This is a genomic window from Yersinia alsatica (assembly GCF_025133195.1).
In the GTDB taxonomy this organism is placed as follows: domain Bacteria; phylum Pseudomonadota; class Gammaproteobacteria; order Enterobacterales; family Enterobacteriaceae; genus Yersinia; species Yersinia alsatica.
The window spans coordinates 4,867,858-4,890,468 of the sequence record NZ_CP104006.1; the positions used below are offsets into that span (position 1 = coordinate 4,867,858).

Below are 22,611 nucleotides of genomic sequence, written 5' to 3' on the forward strand. Positions count from 1 at the left end.
GCCGTCTGGCAATGAGGAGAAGCAGAAATGGCCGGCGCAAAAGAGATACGTTCCAAGATCGCCAGCGTGCAAAACACGCAAAAGATCACCAAAGCCATGGAGATGGTCGCCGCCTCCAAAATGCGTAAATCGCAGGAACGCATGGCGGCCAGCCGTCCTTATGCAGAAACAATGCGTAGTGTGATTGGTCACCTTGCGCTAGGTAATCTGGAATATAAACATCCGTACCTGGAAGAGCGCGACGTTAAGCGTGTTGGGTATCTGGTGGTTTCTACAGACCGTGGCTTGTGTGGTGGTTTGAACATTAACCTGTTCAAAAAACTGTTAGCTGAGATGAAAGGTTGGTCTGAAAAAGGCGTTGAATGCGATTTAGCGCTGATTGGATCAAAAGCAGCATCTTTCTTTGGTTCCGTGGGCGGCAAGATTGTTGCTCAGGTTACTGGCATGGGGGATAACCCTTCTCTGTCAGAACTTATCGGTCCAGTAAAAGTGATGTTGCAAGCCTACGATGAAGGTCGTCTGGATAAACTGTATATCGTGAATAACAAGTTTATCAATACGATGTCTCAGGAACCACGGATCATGCAGCTGTTACCTCTTCCGCCAGCGGAAGATGGTGAGCTGAAGAAGAAATCCTGGGATTACCTGTATGAACCCGATCCAAAAGCATTGCTGGATACTCTCCTGCGTCGCTATGTGGAATCGCAAGTTTATCAGGGCGTCGTTGAAAACCTGGCCAGCGAACAGGCCGCGCGAATGGTAGCGATGAAAGCCGCCACCGATAACGGCGGTAGCCTGATCAAAGAGCTGCAGTTGGTTTACAACAAAGCTCGTCAGGCCAGCATCACTCAGGAACTCACCGAGATCGTCGGGGGAGCCTCCGCGGTTTAACCAGGCTATTACCCTAAGTAGTTCATATTGCTGGCAGGCGGCTAACGCGCCAGTAATTTGAAATATGACGGGTAAACGTATTACGTAGAGGATTCAAGATGGCTACTGGAAAGATTATCCAGGTAATCGGCGCCGTAGTGGACGTCGAATTCCCCCAAGACGCTGTACCAAAAGTGTACAACGCCCTTGAGGTTGAAGGCACGGCTGAGAAGCTAGTGCTGGAAGTTCAGCAACAGCTGGGCGGTGGTGTTGTTCGTTGTATCGCAATGGGCTCTTCCGATGGTTTGAGCCGTGGGTTGAAAGTTATCAACCTGGAACACCCAATTGAAGTGCCGGTTGGTAAAGCAACTCTGGGCCGTATCATGAACGTATTGGGTGACCCAATCGACATGAAAGGTCCTATCGGTGAAGAAGAGCGTTGGGCAATCCACCGCGAAGCGCCTTCTTACGAAGAGCTTGCCAGCTCGCAAGATCTGTTAGAAACCGGTATCAAGGTAATGGATCTGATTTGTCCGTTCGCTAAGGGCGGTAAAGTCGGTCTGTTCGGTGGTGCTGGTGTGGGTAAAACGGTAAACATGATGGAGCTGATCCGTAACATCGCGATCGAGCACTCAGGTTATTCCGTATTTGCTGGTGTAGGTGAACGTACTCGTGAGGGTAACGACTTCTACCACGAGATGACTGACTCCAACGTTCTGGACAAAGTTTCCTTGGTTTATGGCCAGATGAATGAGCCACCAGGTAACCGTCTGCGCGTTGCACTGACCGGCCTGACCATGGCGGAGAAATTCCGTGATGAAGGTCGTGACGTATTGCTGTTCATCGATAACATCTATCGTTATACCTTGGCCGGTACGGAAGTATCCGCACTGCTGGGTCGTATGCCATCTGCGGTAGGCTATCAGCCAACGCTGGCAGAAGAGATGGGTGTGTTGCAGGAACGTATTACTTCCACCAAGACGGGCTCAATCACCTCTGTTCAGGCCGTTTACGTGCCTGCGGATGACTTGACTGACCCATCACCAGCAACCACTTTTGCTCACTTGGATGCAACCGTCGTTCTGAGTCGTCAAATCGCCTCTCTGGGTATCTACCCGGCGGTTGACCCACTTGACTCCACCAGCCGTCAGCTCGATCCACTGGTTGTTGGTCAGGAGCACTACGATGTAGCGCGTGGCGTGCAGTCTATTCTGCAACGTTACCAGGAACTGAAAGATATTATCGCGATCTTGGGTATGGACGAGTTGTCAGAAGATGACAAACTGGTTGTATCCCGTGCGCGTAAAATCCAGCGCTTCCTGTCTCAACCGTTCTTCGTGGCAGAAGTCTTTACCGGTTCACCGGGCAAGTTCGTATCGCTGAAAGACACCATTCGTGGTTTCAAAGGCATCATGAACGGCGACTATGACCACCTGCCGGAACAGGCGTTCTACATGGTTGGCACCATTGAAGAAGCAGTGGAAAAAGCCAAGAAACTGTAACGCTGTTGACTGGAGGGTGACATGGCTGCAATGACTTACCATCTGGATGTTGTGAGCGCAGAGAAGAAGATGTTCTCAGGCGTGGTACAAAAAATTCAGGTGACGGGTAGTGAAGGTGAACTGGGGATTTTCCCTGGTCACGCCCCACTGCTCACTGCCATTAAGCCTGGCATGATACGTATCGTTAAGCAGTTCGGTGAGGAAGAGTTCATTTATCTTTCTGGCGGCATCCTTGAGGTGCAACCGAGCGTTGTGATCGTATTGGCTGACACTGCTATTCGTGGACAAGATCTGGACGAAGCTAGAGCGCTGGAATCTAAGCGTAAAGCAGAAGCTCATATCAACAGTTCCCACGGCGATGTCGACTATGCTCAGGCATCCGCTGAATTGGCGAAGGCGATTGCGAAACTACGCGTAATCGAGCTGACCAGGAAAGCGATGTAATTTTATATTTAATGGGTTATTAATTCATTGATTTATAAAGTTATCATATAAAGAACGATAGAATGCCAATTGGTGAAAACTGATTGGCATTTTTTTATCCCCAGTTGGTGAATACTTAATCCTTTGCCATATCAGTCTCCCACCCACCTCTTCTGCATTTAATTAAGCCTAAGCTAAACTAATAACGTTTCTTTCTGAAAACTCTTGTTTCTTGTCGTAAAATAAGTGGTTAATAACTCGCATGAGTGATTGAATTTCGGCAAAAACAGCTCAGAAAACGTCGCCGATCGCAGACACTTTCTGCTACATTTTTTTGTTACATGGCACATAGCTACAACCCTTTAACCACGCGGGTTGAGTACGTTTTTCGTTGAGAAATATGTAGTAATTATTTCGCTAAACAGGTTTACTTCCGTCTATTAATTTGGAGTTATCAGGTTGCTTATGTCTAACAGCTCAATGAGTGTAGTCATCCTTGCCGCAGGTAAGGGGACTCGTATGTATTCCGACCTTCCTAAGGTGTTACACCCATTGGCAGGTAAGCCGATGGTTCAGCATGTTATTGATGCGGCCATGAAGTTGGGTGCACAACATGTTCATCTGGTTTATGGGCACGGTGGTGAGTTGTTGAAAAAAACACTGACCGACCCGGCGTTGAATTGGGTATTACAGGCAGAACAGTTAGGTACTGGGCACGCGATGCAGCAAGCGGCACCGCATTTTGCTGATGATGAAGACGTCCTGATGCTCTACGGCGATGTGCCTTTGATCTCCGTTGATACTCTGCAACGATTGTTAGCCGCAAAACCACAAGGCGGTATCGGACTGTTGACGGTAAAACTGGATAACCCAAGTGGTTATGGTCGTATTGTGCGCGAGAACGGCGATGTGGTCGGGATTGTTGAGCATAAAGACGCCAGCGATGCACAGCGTGAAATTAATGAAATCAACACTGGGATTCTGGTGGCGACTGGTCGTGATTTAAAGCGCTGGCTATCATTGCTGAATAACAACAATGCGCAGGGCGAGTTTTATATCACTGATATTATTGCATTGGCTCATGCTGATGGTAAGAAAATTGCTGCGGTACACCCCACTCGTCTGAGTGAAGTTGAAGGGGTCAATAATCGCCTGCAATTAGCGACCCTTGAGCGGGTATATCAATCCGAGCAAGCAGAGAAGCTGCTATTGGCTGGGGTGATGTTACTGGATCCGGCGCGTTTTGATTTGCGCGGAGAATTAACACATGGTCGCGATATCACTATCGATACCAATGTCATCATTGAAGGTCATGTGACTTTAGGCGATCGGGTCCGTATTGGTACCGGATGCGTGCTTAAAAACTGTGTGATTGGCGATGATTCAGAAATCAGCCCCTATACTGTGTTGGAAGATTCTCGCTTGGATGCTGGCTGTACTGTTGGGCCATTTGCCCGCTTGCGCCCGGGTGCCGAGTTAGCAGAAGGTGCACATGTCGGTAACTTTGTTGAGATCAAGAAATCCCGCTTGGGCAAAGGATCTAAAGCTGGCCATCTCTCCTATTTAGGTGATGCTGAAATTGGTTCTGGCGTAAATATTGGCGCAGGAACTATAACTTGCAACTATGATGGAGCTAATAAGTTTAAAACTATAATTGGCGATGATGTCTTTGTCGGGTCCGATACTCAGCTTGTTGCTCCCGTCACTGTCGCTAATGGCGCCACTATCGCTGCAGGTACCACTGTGACACGTGATATCGCCGAAAATGAATTAGTACTCAGCCGTATCAAGCAAGTTCATATTCAGGGGTGGCAACGTCCGGTGAAGAAAAAATAATCTATCCCCGTCATCTTTCAAGATACTGGGTTGTTGGCTGCCATCAGTCACCCAAGATATTGAGTGTCTCAACGTCTTGGGTTTATTCAGTCGCCGCCGAGCGGTAACTTGAGTTTTACCGGGTATATTTAAGATTATAAATTGATTAAAAAAATAGCTCTTCAATGCGATTTATTATGCTTTGAAGGGATGTTTTGCCCTGTGTTTTTGGCTTATTCATCTCTGCCGAGAATACAGAACAAAACATAATAATCCCCAACTCTACAGGCTCGGGGAACCCGGAAAATCCGGATCAATCAGGTCACTGACATCGACAAGGTTCTTAAAGAACCTTACATAGGAATAAAACAGATGTGTGGAATTGTTGGCGCAGTAGCGCAACGTGATATCGCTGAGATTCTGATCGAAGGTTTACGTCGTCTGGAATACCGTGGCTATGACTCTGCTGGTTTGGCAGTCGTTGATGCTGAAGGCCATTTGACGCGCTTGCGTCGGTTGGGCAAGGTACAAGAACTGTCGGATGCTGCTGAAAAGCAAGATCTGCACGGTGGTACCGGCATTGCGCACACCCGCTGGGCCACTCATGGTGCGCCATCTGAGGCGAATGCTCACCCGCATGTTTCTGATTATATCTCCGTGGTTCATAACGGCATTATCGAAAATCACGAACCTTTGCGTGAGTTACTGGCGAGTCGTGGCTATAGCTTCAGCTCTGAAACTGATACTGAAGTTATCGCTCACCTGGTCCATTGGGAACAGCAACAAGGCGGTTCTTTGTTGGAAGTGGTGAAGCGTGTTATCCCACAACTGCGTGGCGCATACGGCACTGTGGTGATGGATAGCCGTGACCCAAGCCGCTTGGTTGCCGCTCGTTCAGGTAGCCCATTGGTTATCGGTTGTGGCATTGGTGAAAACTTTATCGCCTCTGACCAGCTTGCTCTGTTACCTGTTACCCGCCGTTTCATTTTCCTTGAAGAAGGTGATGTGGTTGAAGTGACTCGCCACAGCGTCAGTATTTTTGACAAACAAGGCAATGCCATTGAGCGTCCGGAAACTGAATCTCAGTTGCAGTACGATGCAGGCGACAAAGGTGTTTATCGCCACTACATGCAAAAAGAGATTTATGAGCAGCCAACAGCAATTAAAAATACGTTGGAAGGCCGCCTAAATAACGGAAAAATTGACTTGTCTGAGCTAGGCCCGAACGCTGATGCTTTGCTGGCTGATGTCCAACATATTCAAATCATAGCCTGTGGTACTTCTTACAACTCGGGTATGGTTTCACGTTATTGGTTTGAAGCTCTGGCTGGCGTGCCTTGTGATGTTGAAATTGCCTCTGAATTCCGTTATCGCAAACCTGCGGTGCGCCCGAATAGTCTGTTAATCACGTTGTCACAATCGGGTGAAACGGCCGATACCTTGGCGGCTTTGCGCTTGTCGAAAGAGCTGGGCTATTTAGGCTCGCTGGCAATTTGTAACGTTGCAGGTTCATCACTGGTTCGTGAATCAGATTTGGCTCTGATGACCAAAGCCGGGACTGAGATTGGCGTTGCCTCAACCAAAGCTTTTACCACTCAATTGACCGTATTATTGATGTTGGTCGGCCGTATTGGTTTACTGAAAGGCATTAAGGACGGCTTGAAGCTGGAACAAGAAATTGTTGAAGCATTGCAATCCTTACCTGTCCATATTGAGCAAATGTTGTCGCTGGATAAAACCATTGAAGCCTTAGCCGAAGGTTTCTCTGATAAGCACAATGCATTGTTCCTGGGTCGCGGTGATCAATACCCGATCGCAATGGAAGGCGCACTGAAGCTGAAGGAGATTTCTTATATTCATGCTGAAGCTTACGCTGCCGGTGAGTTGAAACACGGCCCATTAGCTTTGATTGATGCCAATATGCCCGTTATCGTGGTGGCACCTAACAATGAATTATTGGAAAAACTGAAATCCAACATTGAAGAGGTTCGCGCTCGCGGTGGCTTGCTGTATGTGTTTGCTGATGCAGATGCCGGTTTTACCAACAGCGAAGGGGTTAAGATTGTGCCATTGCCTCATGTTGAAGAGATTATTGCGCCAATTTTCTACACCGTGCCGCTACAGCTACTGGCTTACCATGTTGCGCTGATTAAAGGTACTGATGTGGATAAACCACGCAACCTGGCGAAATCGGTAACGGTTGAATAACGCATAACCAGTATCCCATAAATAAAAGCCGGCATTTGTCGGCTTTTTTGTCTTTCGCCACTCAGTAATAAATTGTCATTTTCGATGAGAAAATAGTCAGATATTTTGCTGCCTTATAAATGATAAAATGAACTTATTCATGAATTAAAGATAAAAAATAACGACTAACTTTTTGATAATTAATGTTTTTATGGTTGCCCCAATTCCTTGTCATATAACTGTAACATTACGTACATTTTTCTGTCATTAAACTGTCCTATTTTCCCTCCTGCACCATACTTAATCTGATGAAAACAATTTAGAGTTAATTCTAATATCCCATTAGGAGGGATTATGAAACTGATGCGTACCACCGTAGCCAGCATTGTGGCAGCGACTTTATCTATGACCACTGTGTCCGCGTTCGCTGCTGCAAGCCTGACAGGTGCAGGTGCGACATTCCCCGCGCCGGTGTATGCCAAGTGGGCAGATTCTTATCAGAAAGAAACAGGTAACAAAGTTAACTATCAGGGGATCGGTTCTTCAGGTGGCGTGAAACAAATCATTGCCAATACTGTTGATTTCGGTGCTTCTGATGCGCCATTAGCAGACGACAAATTGGCTGCTGAAGGTTTGTTCCAATTCCCAACAGTGATTGGCGGTGTGGTGCTAGCCGTGAATATCCCTGGCATTAAGTCCGGTGAGCTAACATTAGATGGTAAAACACTGGGTGATATCTACCTGGGCAATGTGAAAAAGTGGAATGACCCGGCGATTGTGAAGCTGAATCCGGGCGTTAAACTACCTGATCAAAATATTGCTGTCGTACGTCGTGCTGATGGTTCCGGTACTTCATTCGTGTTCACCAGCTACCTGGCTAAAGTGAATGCAGACTGGAAAGAAAAAGTGGGCGCGGGCTCTACTGTTAACTGGCCAACAGGTTTGGGCGGTAAAGGTAACGATGGTATTGCCGCATTCGTTCAACGTCTGCCAGGTGCTATTGGCTACGTAGAATATGCCTATGCCAAACAGAATAATCTGGCTTACACCAAACTGATTTCTGCTGATGGGAAACCAGTGAGCCCGACTGAGCACAGCTTTAGCTCTGCGGCAAAAGGTGTAGACTGGAGCAAAACATTCGCTCAAGATTTGACCAATCAAAAAGGTGATGATGTATGGCCAATTACATCAACAACATTCATTTTGATGCACAAAGAGCAGAAAAATCCTGCTAGCGGCACTGAAGTGCTGAAGTTCTTTGATTGGGCCTATAAAAACGGCGCTAAACAAGCTAACGCACTGGATTACGCAACATTGCCAGATGAAGTGGTAGAGCAAGTACGTGCAGCCTGGAAAACTCAGATTAAAGACAGCAGCGGTAAGCCACTGTTCTGATTGAATACAGTTTGCGTTCGATGCTTTTGCTCCAATAAGTGATTTATACAAGATTGGTTTAATCAATTGCTCCCTCCCTATTTGGGGAGGGAAATAATACCCCGATGAGAAGAGAGTCTATGGCTGCTTATAAGCCGACGATCAAAGCACCGAGTAAATACGGTGACATCATTTTCAGTGCGCTGGTTAAGCTGGCAGCGCTGATTACCCTATTTATGTTGGGCGGCATAATCGTTTCATTGATTGTGGCTTCCTGGCCAAGTATCGAAAAGTTTGGTTTTGCTTTCCTGTGGACCAAAGAGTGGGATCCTCCGGCTGAGCAGTTCGGTGCATTGGTGCCAATTTACGGCACAATTGTGACCTCTGTTATTGCCTTGCTCATTGCGGTTCCCGTCAGTTTTGGTATTGCCCTGTTCCTGACTGAGTTAGCACCAAACTGGTTAAAACGCCCACTGGGTGTGGCTATTGAGTTACTGGCGGCAATCCCAAGTATTGTTTACGGTATGTGGGGTTTGTTTGTATTCGCTCCCCTCTTTGCCCGTTATTTTCAAGAGCCTGTCGGTAACGTGATGTCCGGTATCCCCATTATTGGTGTGCTGTTCTCAGGCCCCGCATTCGGTATTGGTATTCTGGCGGCCGGTGTCATCTTAGCCATCATGATTATTCCTTACATTGCGGCAGTGATGCGCGATGTGTTTGAACAAACCCCAGTGATGATGAAAGAGTCGGCTTACGGTATTGGCTGCACCACTTGGGAAGTTATCTGGCGCATTGTGCTGCCTTATACCAAAAATGGTGTTATTGGTGGCGTGATGTTGGGGCTGGGTCGTGCATTGGGTGAAACCATGGCGGTGACCTTTATTATCGGTAATACCTACCAGCTCGACAGCTTCTCGCTGTTTATGCCGGGCAACAGTATTACTTCCGCGCTGGCGAATGAATTTGCTGAAGCCGAGTCCGGCTTGCATACCGCCGCGTTGATGGAGTTGGGTCTGATCTTGTTCGTCATTACCTTTATTGTACTGGCTTTATCTAAGCTCATGATTCTGCGTCTGGCTAAGAAAGAGGGGCGCTAAGATGGCAACGATGGATATGCGAAGTGATGCGACGCTGTTAGAAACCCGCCGTAAAAAGCAGGCTTGGCGGCGTCAAAAGAACCGGATTGCCTTAATACTTTCAATGGCAACCATGGCATTTGGCTTGTTTTGGTTAGTGTGGATTTTATTCTCTACAGTGACCAAAGGTATCGACGGCATGTCTTTGGCACTGTTTACCGAGATGACGCCGCCACCGAATACCGCGGGTGGGGGGTTAGCCAATGCCATTGCCGGGAGTGGCCTGTTAATTCTGTGGGCGACAGTCATTGGTACCCCACTGGGTATCATGGCAGGGATTTATCTGGCCGAATATGGTCGTAAATCCTGGCTGGCGGAAATCACCCGCTTTATCAACGATATTTTGTTATCCGCGCCCTCCATCGTGGTCGGCCTGTTTGTGTACACCATTGTCGTGGCCAAGATGGAGCACTTCTCCGGTTGGGCAGGGGTGATTGCTCTGGCGCTGTTACAGGTGCCGATTGTTATTCGTACCACCGAGAATATGCTGAAACTGGTGCCCGATAGCTTGCGAGAAGCAGCTTATGCATTAGGGACACCAAAGTGGCGCATGATATCGGCGATTACTTTGAAAGCCTCAATCTCCGGCATTCTGACCGGCATTTTGCTGGCGGTGGCGCGTATTGCGGGCGAAACAGCACCATTGCTGTTCACCTCGCTTTCCAATCAGTTCTGGAGTACCGACCTGAGCCGGCCTATCGCCAACTTACCGGTCACCATATTTAAGTTTGCCATGAGCCCGTTTGTCGAATGGCAACAACTGGCATGGGCAGGGGTGCTGCTGATTACCCTGTGCGTACTGTTACTGAATATTCTGGCTCGGGTTGTTTTCGCGAAGAAAAAGCATTGATTGGCTGAGAGAAAATCAGCAATAAGTCATGAAAATACCGATTCGCCAATAAATTCCAAAATGCTGCTCCGGCGGCATTGGCTAAAAGAGAGAAGTCTTGATGAGTATGGCTACTGACATCAACAACAGCAAAATTCAGGTTCGCGATCTGAACTTCTACTACGGCAAATTCCATGCGCTGAAGAACATCTCGCTGGATATTGCCAAAAACCAGGTCACGGCATTCATCGGGCCATCAGGTTGCGGTAAATCGACGCTGCTGCGCACCTTTAACAAAATGTACCAGCTGTATCCGGATCAACGTGCTGAAGGCGATATTTTATTGGATGGGCAGAATATCCTGACCGATAAACAAGATATCGCGTTGTTGCGGGCAAAAGTTGGCATGGTTTTCCAAAAGCCAACGCCGTTCCCGATGTCAATTTACGATAACATTGCTTTTGGTGTGAAACTGTTCGAGAACTTGTCGCGCACCGATATGGATGAGCGCGTGCAATGGGCTCTGACCAAAGCTGCACTGTGGAATGAAACTAAAGATAAGCTGCACCAGAGTGGTTACAGCTTGTCCGGTGGGCAACAACAGCGTTTGTGCATTGCCCGCGGTATCGCTATTCGCCCGGACGTATTGTTGCTTGATGAACCTTGCTCAGCGCTTGACCCAATCTCTACCGGTCGCATTGAAGAGCTGATCAGCGAGCTGAAATCTGACTATACCGTGGTGATTGTTACGCACAACATGCAGCAGGCAGCCCGCTGTTCAGATCACACAGCATTTATGTATCTGGGCGAGCTAATTGAATTCAGTGATACAGACACCCTGTTTACCGCCCCACAGCAAAAACAGACGGAAGATTATATTACTGGTCGCTATGGTTGATGGCTTTGGAGCCGATCACATTCATTTCGCCTACTTATACGTACGGGAAGTATCATGGATAACCTGAATCTTAATAAACATATTTCCGGCCAGTTCAATGCCGAACTCGAGCATATCCGCACCCAAGTGTTAACCATGGGCGGGCTGGTGGAACAACAATTATCTGACGCGATCACCGCAATGCATAATCAGGACGGTGAATTAGCGAAGCAGGTTATTGCTGGCGATAAAAAGGTCAATATGATGGAAGTGGCCATTGATGAAGCTTGTGTGCGCATCATTGCCAAACGTCAGCCAACAGCTAGCGACTTGCGTTTGGTGATGGCTATCATCAAGACCATTTCTGAATTAGAACGCATTGGTGATGTGGCGGATAAAATTTGCCGCACAGCGCTGGAAAAGTTCTCCCATCAGCACCAACCTTTATTGGTCAGTCTGGAGTCTTTGGGCCGTCATACTGTACAGATGCTGCATGATGTTCTGGATGCTTTTGCCCGTATGGATTTAGATGAAGCCATCCGGATTTATCGTGAAGATAGGAAAGTTGACCAAGAATATGAAGGCATAGTGCGCCAGTTGATGACTTATATGATGGAAGATCCGCGCACCATACCCAGCGTATTGACGGCACTGTTCTGCGCTCGCTCAATTGAACGTATTGGGGATCGCTGCCAGAATATTTGTGAATTCATTTTCTACTTCGTCAAAGGGCAAGATTTCCGCCACCTTGGTGGTGATGATTTAGAGAAACTGCTTTCGAGTAAGACTGAAAAATAACGACTTCCCCAATCAGGTTGAGCATTTATGCTTGATTGGGGCCGCTTTATTAACATCCTTCCTCAGGTATTAACCCCACTTTTATTCTCCTTATCCGTTAGTTTTACATCCGTTTATATTTCACCCTCCATTGATTGCCATAATACCAAGGTCTTATTTAATTGTTTCACACTGGGCGGGATGAGTGAATATAAGTCTATATAGGCCAAATAATATTGCACTTAGCCTGTTCTGGGTGCTATGGACTACATGTTTGGTTGGCTATATCGCCTACAATTTGTTTTTTTATCTTCTTCTTGCCCCGACTTTATTCCTCATTTTCATACTGATAAATATTATGTTTAAAAAGAAATCAAGTAACCATGAAAAGGTATCACCGGTGACTCATTCTCCTCTAAATACTGCTGCGCCAATCTCTAATCCTCCCTCTGATACCGCGAAGACAAATACCATTATCGCCGCGGGTACAAAATTAAACGGCGATATTACCCTTGATGGCGATATTCAAATTTATGGCGTGGTAATCGGTGATATTACTGTTACTGACGGCACAATTAGATTGATGCGCAGTGGCCATATTGAAGGGAACTTAACCGCGCCGCATATTACGGTCGATGGGCGTATTGATGGGGTTTGTGTTTCCCAGCATCTGGAAATTTTAGAGAATGGCCGTTTAAATGGCATTGTAAAAGGCAGTAATTTCTCCATCAAAAAAGGCGGTATCTTCATTGGTCAGTCAGAGATTGCTGACGAGTCTGTGGCTCAGCCCAAGAGTAAAATAAAACCTGCTGAGGTCGTTAATCTTAAAAAGATAGTCACCGAAACAGACACTGCTGAAGTTAACGGGAGCAGTAAATAATTGACTGAGATTAATTGGTTATAAATATATCGTTTTATATTATTTCCTGACCTAACGCCGAATTGCTAGCTTACACACATCGCAATATCTTAATCCTGTTAGGAGCTTTCAATGAAGCAATCTCTATCCACGAAAAAAACGGCTTTGGCATTAACGTTGTTAGCCGGTTTGGCGACACTTTCTGGTGCGGCTCATGCTGATAAACTGGATGATATCAAGCAAGCTGGAGTGGTGCGGATTGCTGTTTTTGATAGCAACCCACCATTTGGTTATATTGACCCACAGACTAAAAAACTGGTGGGATATGACGTGGATGTGGCAAATGCCATTGCTAAAGATTTAGGTGTCAAAGTTGAATTACGCGCCACCAATCCGGCTAACCGTATTCCATTGCTGACAGCTAAAAAAGTGGATCTGATTGCTGCCAACTTCACCATTACCGATGAGCGCGCCAAAGAAGTGAACTTCAGTCTGCCTTATTTTGCTACTGGGCAGAAATTTATCGCCCATAAAGGCGTGCTAAAAACACCGGAAGACATCGGTAAGTTACGTATCGGTGCGGATAAAGGCACCGTACAGGAAATAACCCTGCGTGAGCATTATCCAACAGCTAAAGTTATTTCCTATGATGATACGCCGCTGGCATTTACTGCCCTGCGTAATGGGAATGTGCAGGCAATCACTCAAGATGATGCCAAATTAGTGGGTTTGTTGGGTAATCTGCCAGAGGCACAAAAAGCTGATTTTGAAATCTCGCCATTCAGCATTACCAAAGAGTATCAAGGTGTCGGTATTCCTAAAGGTGAAGATCGTTTAACCGCCAGTGTGAATGAGACACTGGTTAAGCTGGAAAAAGACGGTGAAGCCGCGAAGATTTATGACCGCTGGTTTGGCCCGGCAACCAACGCAGCTCAGCCACGTGGCGACTTTAAATTTGCGCCATTGGATCAACAGCCTAAAGCGTGATCAGTGTTGAAATGAGAAGACATAAGCCCTGCATTCATCATAATGCGGGGCTGTTTGCTTTAAAGCTGATAGGAAAATATGAATCTACATCATCTCACTGATTGGCTGCTGGCCCCGCAATATCTCAGCTGGTTGTGGGACGGATTTCTACTGACATTGTGGATTTCTGCCTGCACGGTGGTCGCTGCCACACTCTTGGGTTTTCTGCTGGCGGCGGCCAGAGACAGTGAGCTCAAAGCGTTGCAGTGGTTTGCTATTGGTTACAGCACGCTATTTCGCAATACTCCGCTGCTAATCCAACTGTTCTTTTGGTACTTTGCGGCGAGTCAATTTTTACCTGCCTCTTGGATACCCTGGCTGAATACTCCCCATGAAATCAATGTGTTCGGGTTAACTCTGAGCTGGCCTTCATTTGAGTTTTTAGCCGGTTTTATCGGGCTAACGCTTTATTCCACGGCATTTATTGCTGAGGAGTTGCGCTCTGGGATTAGCGGAGTGGCAAAAGGGCAAAAATATGCTGCCCATGCTTTGGGGCTTACCGGGTGGCAATCCATGCGCCATGTCGTCTTGCCACAAGCACTGAAAATCGCGCTGCCGCCATTGCTTGGTCAATACATGAATATTATTAAAAATTCATCATTAGCCATGGCGATTGGTGTGGCCGAGCTTTCATATGCATCACGTCAGGTTGAGACGGAAACATTGCGGACATTCCAGGCATTTGGTGTGGCAACAGTGTTGTATATCGCTATTATTGCGCTGATCGAAGCCTGGGGTATGTGGCGTCAACAGCGAACCGCAATCAGGGGGCACTGAAATGGATTTTACCATTATCGCCGATAACTGGCGTTATCTGCTGTGGGGGACTTTCCCTGATGGCCCCTTGGGGGGCGCGGCATTAACCTTGCTGATAAGCCTCATGGCTGGGGTCGCATCGGCTATATTAGGCACTATTTTTGGGGTCTTGCTGGCGATGTCTCGCGGTGTTTGGGCTGGCATCTTAGCCGCTATTTTAGGCTTTTTCCGGGCAATTCCGGTGATAATGCTGATTTTTTGGACTTACTTCCTGCTGCCAATTGTATTTGGTGTGGATATCCCAGAAATCACTACCGTGGTGTGCGCGCTGGCATTGATTGCTTCAGCCTACTTAGCCCATGCAGTAAAAGCAGGCATTGTCGCTATCGGGGCGGGTCAATGGCAAGCAGGCCTATCACTAGGCTTCAATCGCTGGCAAGTATTGTGGTTTGTGGTCTTGCCACAAGCATTGCGCATGATGGTGCCGTCATTTATTAATCAATGGATTTCCTTAATTAAAGATACTTCATTGGCTTATATCGTCGGGGTCAATGAACTGACGTTTTTGGCCACTCAGGTTAATAATCGCAGCATGGTTTACCCGATGGAAGTTTTCCTTTTTGTGGCACTTATCTATTTTGTCTTATGTCTGGCGTTGGATCTGCTGGCAAATGGCCTTAATCGTCGGTTTAGCCCACAACATGTAATTAAGAAGCAAAATACCATCAAACGGTTATTAACCGGCAATTCAAAAGTAATGCCTATCTAAGAAATGCTACCAGATTTTAATAAATGATAATCATCATGGAGATAATAATTTCCATGATGATTATCATTTTTGTGAATTTCACTTGATAAATAAATATTAGCTAAATGAAATAAGAATAGAATTTGCGTTGCCCAGAAAATTCTTATAGTAAGGTAAATTGGTTTTTACATTACAGGGATGCAGCAATGAAAATTTATTTTCTTTTACTGATGTCTATTTGTCTTGTCTCTTGTTCCTTGACCGGGAAAGAGCCACAGGGCTTGGAAGTCGGCACTGTTACCACTAAAAATTCGGAGGGATTAGATTATGTTGACCCAACCAAGGCTATTTTCCCGATGGATAATTATTCGCAATCTATTGATAAATGGATATCCCCCAAATCGGAGAAAATAAACATTCCGGTTATGGATGGAGCGGCTCAGACGCGAAATTTCGCTAACTTAAAATCGCATTATTTCGGAATGAATAAAGAGGATCATTCTCCTTGGAATCCCTATTATATATCATCCATTCTGAGTGGAAGTGATTCTGTCATAATTAAGAATGATAAAATAATAAAAGAGTTTCTGAGTAAAGACAGTATTTCTTATGGTGAAAATTTCAGAGTGAACTCTTCCGTCTGGAAAGAGACGGTGAGAAATAATGCCGATATCAATATTGATGGCATTTATCACCCTTCAGGCCGGGGTATCACTCTCAGAGAGACGTTAGTGAGAATGTTACCAACGGACGATCCGGCTTATGATGACCCTCGTGAGGCGGGGCAGGGATATCCTTTTGATAATTTACAGGATTCTTCGGTTAGGCCCGGCACTCCTATTTATATTTTTGCCACCAGCCAGGATAAAAACTGGAAATACATTACCTCTCCCACTGTAACGGGATGGGTAAAAAGTGATGATGTCGCTGTTGTGGGGCCGAAGTTTATTGCTGAATGGATATCACTGGCGGAGAAAAACCTGGGCGCTGTTATCAAAGAGCCCGTATCTGTGCATCAAGGTGAAAAGTTCTATTTTACTGCCCGTCCCGGGACTATCCTACCTTTCAGAAGTGAGAAATCAGGTAGTTATCAGGTCGCCATTCCAGTCCGAAAAGGTGATAGCCATGTGGAAATTAACTGGGTTACCCTGAAAAAAGATCAATTCACCGCCATGCCGTGGAAAATGACGCCCGCCAATATAGCAACTTTAATGAAATCAATGAGTGGCAGGCCATATGGTTGGGGAAATTATAATTTTTATAATGACTGTTCAGCAGAAATACGCAGCCTGATGATACCCTTTGGTCTATTTCTACCCAGAAATGCGGCACAACAGATACAGGAAATCAGAGTGGTTGACCTCAGCAAACAGCCACTTAATAAGCGAATAAAGTATCTAAAAGATCACGGTAAACCTTTCACCACTCTAATTTATATTGAGGGCCACATTATGCTGTATATCGGTAACGCTACTGTTAATGGAGAGGAGGTGCCGATGACATATCAGAACATTTGGGGATTACGCCCTAAAGATTCGAGCAGCAGAAGCATTATTGGTGGCTCGGTTTTCTTCCCGCTATTGCCCTTTTATCCAGAGCGACCAAATTTAGAGTCTTTGGCAGGTAAGGAAGTATTCAAACTTGGTTTTATAGAATAAACCCTTATCAGCACTGGTACCCCGCTAGCTTACTGATGACGCTGGTGTTATGTCCCAGCGTCATCAATATGTGGCGATAATTAGTTGCGAGTAATGTGCCAGCCTCTGGCGCGCCATAACTCTGGCAGTTGCTGCATATCATCAAACATGGTGACCAGTGGGTGGTGAATCGGCTGATTATGCGGGTCGGCACAGTAATAAAACACCGGTATACCTGCCGCGATTCCAGCGTGGGTTCCTGCCGCTGAGTCTTCAACTAAAATACAGTGCTCAGCGGCAACATGCATTTCTTTGGCGGCATGATAAATCAGTGCTGGATCTGGCTTCCAACGTTGAATGTCGTAGCCGCTATACAGCCTTTCTTCAAAGAAAGGCAATAAACCGGTCAGACCAAGGGAGTGCTGCATTTTGCTCACTGGTCCGTTGGAAACCACGCAAACCGGCAAGGTAATTTGCTCTAACAGCGCCTTGGCACCGGCAATAGGCTGCAACTCCGCATCGAACAAACGGGCGACTTCCGCTCGATAGAGTTTCTCCAGCGCATCTATCGGCTCATCCAGACCATTTTCTTGACTGACCAGCGCGACGATCTCATTGAGCTTTACGCCTTTAAAACGCTTAATCACTTCTTCCAGTGATAGGTGAATATCATAATGGGCAAACATCACAACGTATGCCTGACAGCACAGAACTTCACTGTCGACCAAGGTTCCGTCGCAATCGAACATAACGCATTCTATCTGGCTCACACATCTCATCCTTTAATGGTATAAATCACGAATTGTTTAAATTACGGCTTACCTCACTTTAACCATCCTGCCCCAGAATGCGATAAATAATCACCCTACTAGCAATATAACTAATACCAAATGAATAAAATTCAATAAGTTGAATAAAACCAGGGGAACTCAAGGGGATCTGTTGCGCAACAAGGCAGATAAAAAATAGCCAAAAAGACAGTGATCTCGCTCTAAACAACAGTTTTTTTGTTATAGGATATCCCCAACTATCACTCCCTTCTGTGGAACTCCTCGAATGAGTAAACCAAACCTTGATACTGAGCAGGGGCTGCTCGAACGTGTTTTTAAACTGAAACAACATGGTACAACCGCACGGACCGAATTAATTGCGGGCATCACGACCTTCCTGACCATGGTCTACATCGTGTTCGTCAACCCACAGATTTTAGGGGTTGCCGGGATGGATGTGCAGGCGGTATTCGTCACCACCTGTCTGATCGCCGCATTTGGCAGTATCTTTATGGGCTTACTGGCTAACTTGCCAGTCGCGCTGGCACCAGCGATGGGGCTTAACGCTTTCTTCGCTTTTGTCGTGGTTGGCGCGATGGGTATTTCATGGCAAGTTGGCATGGGTGCTATCTTCTGGGGCGCAATCGGTTTCCTTTTGCTGACCATTTTCCGCATCCGTTACTGGATGATTGCTAACATCCCATTGAGCCTACGGGTGGGGATTACCAGCGGTATTGGTCTGTTTATTGCCATGATGGGGCTGAAAAATGCCGGGATCGTCGTTGCCAACCCGGATACGCTGGTGATGGTGGGTAATCTGGCTTCGCACAGTGTGCTGCTGGGGGCGCTGGGCTTCTTTATTATCGCGGTACTGGCATCACGCAATATTCATGCCGCGGTGCTGGTTTCTATTGTGGTGACAACCTTAATTGGCTGGGCACTGGGTGATGTGCATTACTCCGGTATTTTCTCCATGCCGCCAAGTGTCACTTCTGTGGTTGGGCAGGTCGATTTAGCCAGCGCGCTGAATATCGGTATGGCGGGGATCATTTTCTCTTTCATGCTGGTTAACCTGTTTGATTCATCTGGCACATTGATTGGTGTGACGGATAAGGCCGGTTTGACCGACGATAAAGGTAAGTTCCCGCGCATGAAACAAGCGCTGTATGTGGACAGCATCAGCTCTGTTGCCGGTGCCTTTATCGGCACCTCGTCAGTCACTGCTTATATCGAAAGCTCTTCTGGCGTGTCTGTGGGTGGCCGTACAGGTTTAACCGCAGTCGTGGTCGGGATTTTGTTCCTGCTGGTGATGTTTATTTCTCCGCTGGCTGGGATGGTTCCTGCCTATGCCGCCGCCGGTGCATTGATTTATGTTGGCGTGCTGATGACCTCTAGCCTGTCCCGAGTGAAATGGGATGACCTGACTGAAGCTGTTCCGGCGTTTGTCACTGCGGTGATGATGCCGTTTAGCTTCTCTATCACTGAAGGGATCGCGCTGGGCTTCATTTCTTACTGCTTGATGAAGTTGGGTACTGGCCGTTGGCGTGAAATCAGCCCATGTGTGGTAGTGGTCGCGCTACTGTTTGTGCTGAAAATTGCTTTTGTTGATCATTAATCGTGCATGATTAGCAATGCATTGTAAAAACGCCCCCATCCTCAGTACCGAGGATGGGGGCGTTTTACTTAAAATTCTTTATCTATCGTCTTATGCTTTCAACTGAGCACTGATTTTTTCCAATGCTTGGGTGGCACATTGTGCGTCCAGATGACCACCCGGCGCACCGGCAACCCCTATCGCACCAACCACTTCGTCGCCTGCTTTCACCGGCACTCCGCCACCTAACAGCAAGAAACCGGGAATATCTTTCAGGTTATTGGCCGCAGGTGTTTTTTGACTGTTTTCCATCACTTGCCCACTTGGCGTCTTGGTCGACAGCGCGGTAAAAGCCTTTTGCTCACTGGCTTTGACGGTATGTGGCCCGGCGTTATCCGCGCGCAGCACTGTTTTGATGATGCCCGCACGATCCACCACAGTTACCGCGACGTTATAGCCATCAGCCTGGCAAATTGCGAGGGTGCGGCTGGCTAAATCAGTGGCCAGCGCCAGAGAGAGATTGCGTTCAGTGTTTAAACCCGCAGCAGAGGCTTGAGTTATCAGGCCAATGAATAAGGCGGAGGTCAGGGCAATAGGCTTGATCATATAAAATCCTTATTGTTAGCGAAGTGATTTCATCACTGTGTCGCCATCCTACGGCGAAAAGTGGTGAAAAAATATTCGGCTAACTACCCGTTTTACTCCGTAGATCTACCTATCTTCAGTGATGAATGACTGACTATCAGGGGCGCATAATGATGAATAAGCAACGCCAGAGAGCTTACTTCCAACTTGGCAAAGAGGTTAGCGCGGTGAGCTTCCACAGTGCGTGGTGAAAGTGACAAAAGGTGAGCGATTTGTTTACTGGTTTCCCCTTGAATAATCAGGGCCGCCACTTCTCGTTCGCGCGCGGAAAGTTGGTTGAGCCGTTGTTGATAACTTGCCTGTTGCTGCTGGGCAGCTAGCGCCTGTTCATGCTGCTCCAGAGCCATACTGACGGTTTCAATTAATACATCGGCATCAATGGGTTTGGTTAAAAATTCCAGCGCGCCACCTTTGAAAGCCCGGCGGCATAATTCAACATTGCCATGCCCGGTCATAATGATGACCGGGAGGGTGCTATCACGAGATTGAATAGCTTCTAATATCGTCATCCCGCTTTTACCCGGCATACGAATGTCCAGCAGCACACAGCTTGGTTGAGTCACGGCCAAAGTATCGAGGAAAGTTTGGCCGCCGCTGAATGTTTTAACTTCCCAGCCCATGGTGGTGAGCAACGTGGCCAATGCGGCACGTACGCCCTCATCATCATCAACCAGATAAATGTGTTTTGTCATGCGTGCTCCCGATAATCAGAGGAAAAGTCAGGGTAAAGCTGGCTCCGCCATGCTCACTGTTCCCCGCTTTTATGTCGCCACCCATTCGCTGTACCAATGTTTCACACAAGGTTAGCCCCAATCCCAGCCCACTTTCACGGGTGGTATAGAAAGGCGTAAACAGGTTGTCCAGTTGCTGCTGACTTAGTCCCGGCCCATTATCTTCAATCTGAATAATCCACTGTTTGGCTTGCTGGCTAACAGTGAAATAGACGGTTGGCTTGGGGGATTGCTGTATTGCGTGAATGGCGTTGCTGAGTAAATTATGTAGAACCTGCTCTAGCCATAAAGGGTCACTCTGAAGGGGCGGCAAATGAGCCGGAATATTATTTAATATTATGATGTTAGCTGCGGCAATTTCATGGCTCAAAAGCACCTTAACCCGCCGCCAGATATCTGCCACTATCACCGGTTGTAAATTTACCTGCCCACGGCTGAGTAAGGTGCGCAGGCGATCCAGTAAAGCGGCAATCCGTTTGATTTGTTCAACTGAAGCCACCAGCAATGGCGCCACTTTCTCGTCCTGCGGCGGTAATAACCTTAGCGCAGTCTGGTTATAGGTCAGCGTCGCGGTCAGTGGCTGGTTTAATTCATGGGCGATGCCGGTCGCAATTTCCCCCATGGCATTCAGTCTGGCTTGATCGGCAAATTTAGCCCGCTGCTCGGCATGTGCGCGATACAGCGCCAACTGTTGCCAGCGATGCCAGCCATACAGTACGGCGGCGGCGATCAGCGAAAGCAGTAGGGCGGTAAACCAAGGTAAATCACGCCAAACGGGAGTGGCATGGCCGATTAAGGTGAAAGATTGTTCCCCTTCTCCCAAGGGCTTTTGCCACTGCCAGAAGCTTTTGGCTGATGAATGGCCCAGAACCGCCAATTGATGCTGCTGATAGAGTAAGACCAAACTGTCAAAATTAGCCGGTAAGCCCACCACTTGCAGGAGTTTTTGGCCGTTAACCTGTAAACCGCTGCCACTGTAAGAGTTAGATAAGCGGTAATCGCCCCCCTGAACTTGCAAGGTTAGCTGACCGGCTTTTGATTGGTCTGCGGGTGTTTGGTTTATCGCCACTAACTGAGGAAAGTGGCGCTGCAATTGCACCAGTTGGCTCGGTTCCAGCGCCAAAAACAAAATAGCCTGCTGCTGAGCTAACTGCTGGCTCAGTTCGCGATGCGTGGTGCGAAATTCGGCTTCCCGCTCCGCTTGTTGTGTATTCAACCCGAACCAACCCAGCCAGGATGTGGATATCAGGGTCAAGATAAGCCAGAGCATGATTTTAATGGCCATCGGTCAAGGGTATCCACAACAGAGAAGGTGGCTATTGATAACATGGGTGAGTGGGTGGAGGAAACCCCCAGCGCCCATCGGGCAGTGAGGGGGGGTTGGGAATCCGCTATTTTACGCGAACACGATCAATATAGGTGGCAAAGGCAGAAAGCTGGCCGGTTAGGAAATCCAATGTGCCTTGGTCAACTAATTCCTTGGCTTGCTCATCGACTTTGCTTTGAATGACGCCACCCATAAATTCAGGTTTATTCATTACCATTGCGTCGAGGAAGACCAAAATCTGGCGCAGATGATATTGGCAACGTGCGCCTCCCACTGGCCCCATCGAGCTGGTCTGAATGGCAACCGGTTTGCCAGCCAGTGGCTGGTTAGGTAAACGGGATAACCAGTCGATGGCATTTTTTAATCCGCCGGGCACCGAATAGTTATATTCCGGTGTCACGATAATAACCCCGTCCGCCTGACGAATTTGCTCAGCAATGGCCTGAATTGTGGTTGGGAACCCATCTTCCTGTTGCACGTCAGCATCATAAAGCGGAATGTCGCGAATAGAAGGCAGTGCTTCAATCGTGACACCCGCAGGTGCTAATTTTGGTAGCGCGCGTGCCACCATGGCGTTGTAGGAACCACTACGTAGGCTACCCAGCAGGGTAACAATTTTAAGGGATTGCTGTGACATGACATACTCCCGTTGCGTTAAAAAATAGTATCGTTCTTCATCAAGATTAGGCCAAGACTGCACGACAAAACAATGAATATATACCGTGCTA

At 47.3% G+C, this 22,611-nt stretch carries 21 protein-coding genes; 16 read left to right on the forward strand and 5 right to left on the reverse strand.

The features are described from left to right. Positions 1 to 27: 27 nt before the first annotated feature. The 15 genes from atpG to N0H69_RS22085 all read left to right on the forward strand — a co-directional run bounded on the left by atpG (position 28) and on the right by N0H69_RS22085 (position 16,837). Positions 28 to 891, forward strand: a complete 864-nt coding sequence (gene atpG / locus N0H69_RS22015) for a F0F1 ATP synthase subunit gamma (protein WP_011817476.1) — start codon at positions 28 to 30, stop codon at positions 889 to 891. Between the two features lie 98 nt (positions 892 to 989). Then, on the forward strand, positions 990 to 2,372 hold the full coding sequence (gene atpD / locus N0H69_RS22020; RefSeq protein WP_050109302.1) for a F0F1 ATP synthase subunit beta: 1,383 nt from the start codon (positions 990 to 992) through the stop codon (positions 2,370 to 2,372). Between the two features lie 21 nt (positions 2,373 to 2,393). Then, positions 2,394 to 2,816 (forward strand): F0F1 ATP synthase subunit epsilon, encoded by a 423-nt coding sequence (locus N0H69_RS22025; RefSeq protein ID WP_050109301.1) that lies wholly within the window; start codon positions 2,394 to 2,396, stop codon positions 2,814 to 2,816. Positions 2,817 to 3,260: 444 nt separating this feature from the next. Next, positions 3,261 to 4,631, forward strand: a complete 1,371-nt coding sequence (gene glmU / locus N0H69_RS22030; RefSeq protein ID WP_050151829.1) for a bifunctional UDP-N-acetylglucosamine diphosphorylase/glucosamine-1-phosphate N-acetyltransferase GlmU — start codon at positions 3,261 to 3,263, stop codon at positions 4,629 to 4,631. 351 nt (positions 4,632 to 4,982) lie between these two features. Beyond that, a complete protein-coding gene (gene glmS / locus N0H69_RS22035; protein WP_050135157.1) occupies positions 4,983 to 6,818 on the forward strand; it encodes a glutamine--fructose-6-phosphate transaminase (isomerizing) in 1,836 nt (611 codons plus the stop codon). Positions 6,819 to 7,151: 333 nt separating this feature from the next. Continuing rightward, on the forward strand, positions 7,152 to 8,192 hold the full coding sequence (gene pstS / locus N0H69_RS22040; protein WP_050109298.1) for a phosphate ABC transporter substrate-binding protein PstS: 1,041 nt from the start codon (positions 7,152 to 7,154) through the stop codon (positions 8,190 to 8,192). A 119-nt stretch (positions 8,193 to 8,311) separates the two neighbouring features. After that, a complete protein-coding gene (pstC, locus tag N0H69_RS22045; RefSeq protein WP_050109297.1) occupies positions 8,312 to 9,268 on the forward strand; it encodes a phosphate ABC transporter permease PstC in 957 nt (318 codons plus the stop codon). Between the two features lies 1 nt (position 9,269). Further along, a complete protein-coding gene (gene pstA, locus N0H69_RS22050) occupies positions 9,270 to 10,157 on the forward strand; it encodes a phosphate ABC transporter permease PstA (protein ID WP_050109296.1) in 888 nt (295 codons plus the stop codon). Between the two features lie 100 nt (positions 10,158 to 10,257). Then, positions 10,258 to 11,034, forward strand: coding sequence for a phosphate ABC transporter ATP-binding protein PstB (gene pstB, locus N0H69_RS22055; RefSeq protein ID WP_038637726.1), 777 nt, complete (start codon positions 10,258 to 10,260; stop codon positions 11,032 to 11,034). Between the two features lie 54 nt (positions 11,035 to 11,088). Then, complete coding sequence (gene phoU, locus N0H69_RS22060; RefSeq protein ID WP_050109295.1) at positions 11,089 to 11,811, forward strand: phosphate signaling complex protein PhoU; 723 nt, start codon at positions 11,089 to 11,091, stop codon at positions 11,809 to 11,811. A 253-nt stretch (positions 11,812 to 12,064) separates the two neighbouring features. After that, positions 12,065 to 12,670: a bactofilin family protein gene (locus N0H69_RS22065; RefSeq protein ID WP_253272123.1), complete on the forward strand. Its 606-nt coding sequence runs from the start codon at positions 12,065 to 12,067 to the stop codon at positions 12,668 to 12,670. A gap of 111 nt (positions 12,671 to 12,781) precedes the next feature. Then, positions 12,782 to 13,636: an ABC transporter substrate-binding protein gene (locus N0H69_RS22070; RefSeq protein ID WP_050109294.1), complete on the forward strand. Its 855-nt coding sequence runs from the start codon at positions 12,782 to 12,784 to the stop codon at positions 13,634 to 13,636. A gap of 78 nt (positions 13,637 to 13,714) precedes the next feature. Further along, positions 13,715 to 14,452, forward strand: coding sequence for an amino acid ABC transporter permease (locus N0H69_RS22075; RefSeq protein WP_050123855.1), 738 nt, complete (start codon positions 13,715 to 13,717; stop codon positions 14,450 to 14,452). Position 14,453: 1 nt separating this feature from the next. Next, on the forward strand, positions 14,454 to 15,200 hold the full coding sequence (locus tag N0H69_RS22080) for an amino acid ABC transporter permease (protein WP_050109292.1): 747 nt from the start codon (positions 14,454 to 14,456) through the stop codon (positions 15,198 to 15,200). Between the two features lie 185 nt (positions 15,201 to 15,385). Next, entirely contained in the window at positions 15,386 to 16,837 is a 1,452-nt protein-coding gene (locus N0H69_RS22085) for an SH3 domain-containing protein (protein WP_050109291.1), read from the forward strand. Between the two features lie 80 nt (positions 16,838 to 16,917). Here the strand turns inward: N0H69_RS22085 and yieH are convergent, their stop codons facing one another. Then, positions 16,918 to 17,586, reverse strand: coding sequence for a 6-phosphogluconate phosphatase (gene yieH, locus N0H69_RS22090; RefSeq protein WP_050109290.1), 669 nt, complete (start codon positions 17,584 to 17,586; stop codon positions 16,918 to 16,920). 286 nt (positions 17,587 to 17,872) lie between these two features. Between yieH and N0H69_RS22095 the strand changes: the two genes are divergently transcribed. Further along, complete coding sequence (locus tag N0H69_RS22095; protein ID WP_050151833.1) at positions 17,873 to 19,201, forward strand: NCS2 family permease; 1,329 nt, start codon at positions 17,873 to 17,875, stop codon at positions 19,199 to 19,201. Positions 19,202 to 19,291: 90 nt separating this feature from the next. Here N0H69_RS22095 and N0H69_RS22100 read toward each other — a convergent pair whose 3' ends face one another. The 4 genes from N0H69_RS22100 to N0H69_RS22115 form a co-directional block, all read right to left on the reverse strand. Further along, on the reverse strand, positions 19,292 to 19,786 hold the full coding sequence (locus tag N0H69_RS22100; protein WP_004707304.1) for a GlcG/HbpS family heme-binding protein: 495 nt from the start codon (positions 19,784 to 19,786) through the stop codon (positions 19,292 to 19,294). Between the two features lie 92 nt (positions 19,787 to 19,878). After that, positions 19,879 to 20,517, reverse strand: a complete 639-nt coding sequence (locus tag N0H69_RS22105; protein WP_050151835.1) for a response regulator transcription factor — start codon at positions 20,515 to 20,517, stop codon at positions 19,879 to 19,881. Beyond that, positions 20,492 to 21,841: a sensor histidine kinase gene (locus N0H69_RS22110; protein ID WP_050151836.1), complete on the reverse strand. Its 1,350-nt coding sequence runs from the start codon at positions 21,839 to 21,841 to the stop codon at positions 20,492 to 20,494. The genes N0H69_RS22105 and N0H69_RS22110 overlap by 26 nt, the downstream gene beginning before the upstream one ends. Before the next feature lie 106 nt (positions 21,842 to 21,947). Beyond that, the gene (locus N0H69_RS22115; RefSeq protein WP_050109286.1) at positions 21,948 to 22,520 is read right to left on the reverse strand and encodes an NADPH-dependent FMN reductase; all 573 of its coding nucleotides are present in this window, start codon (positions 22,518 to 22,520) and stop codon (positions 21,948 to 21,950) included. Between the last annotated feature and the right edge of the window lie 91 nt (positions 22,521 to 22,611).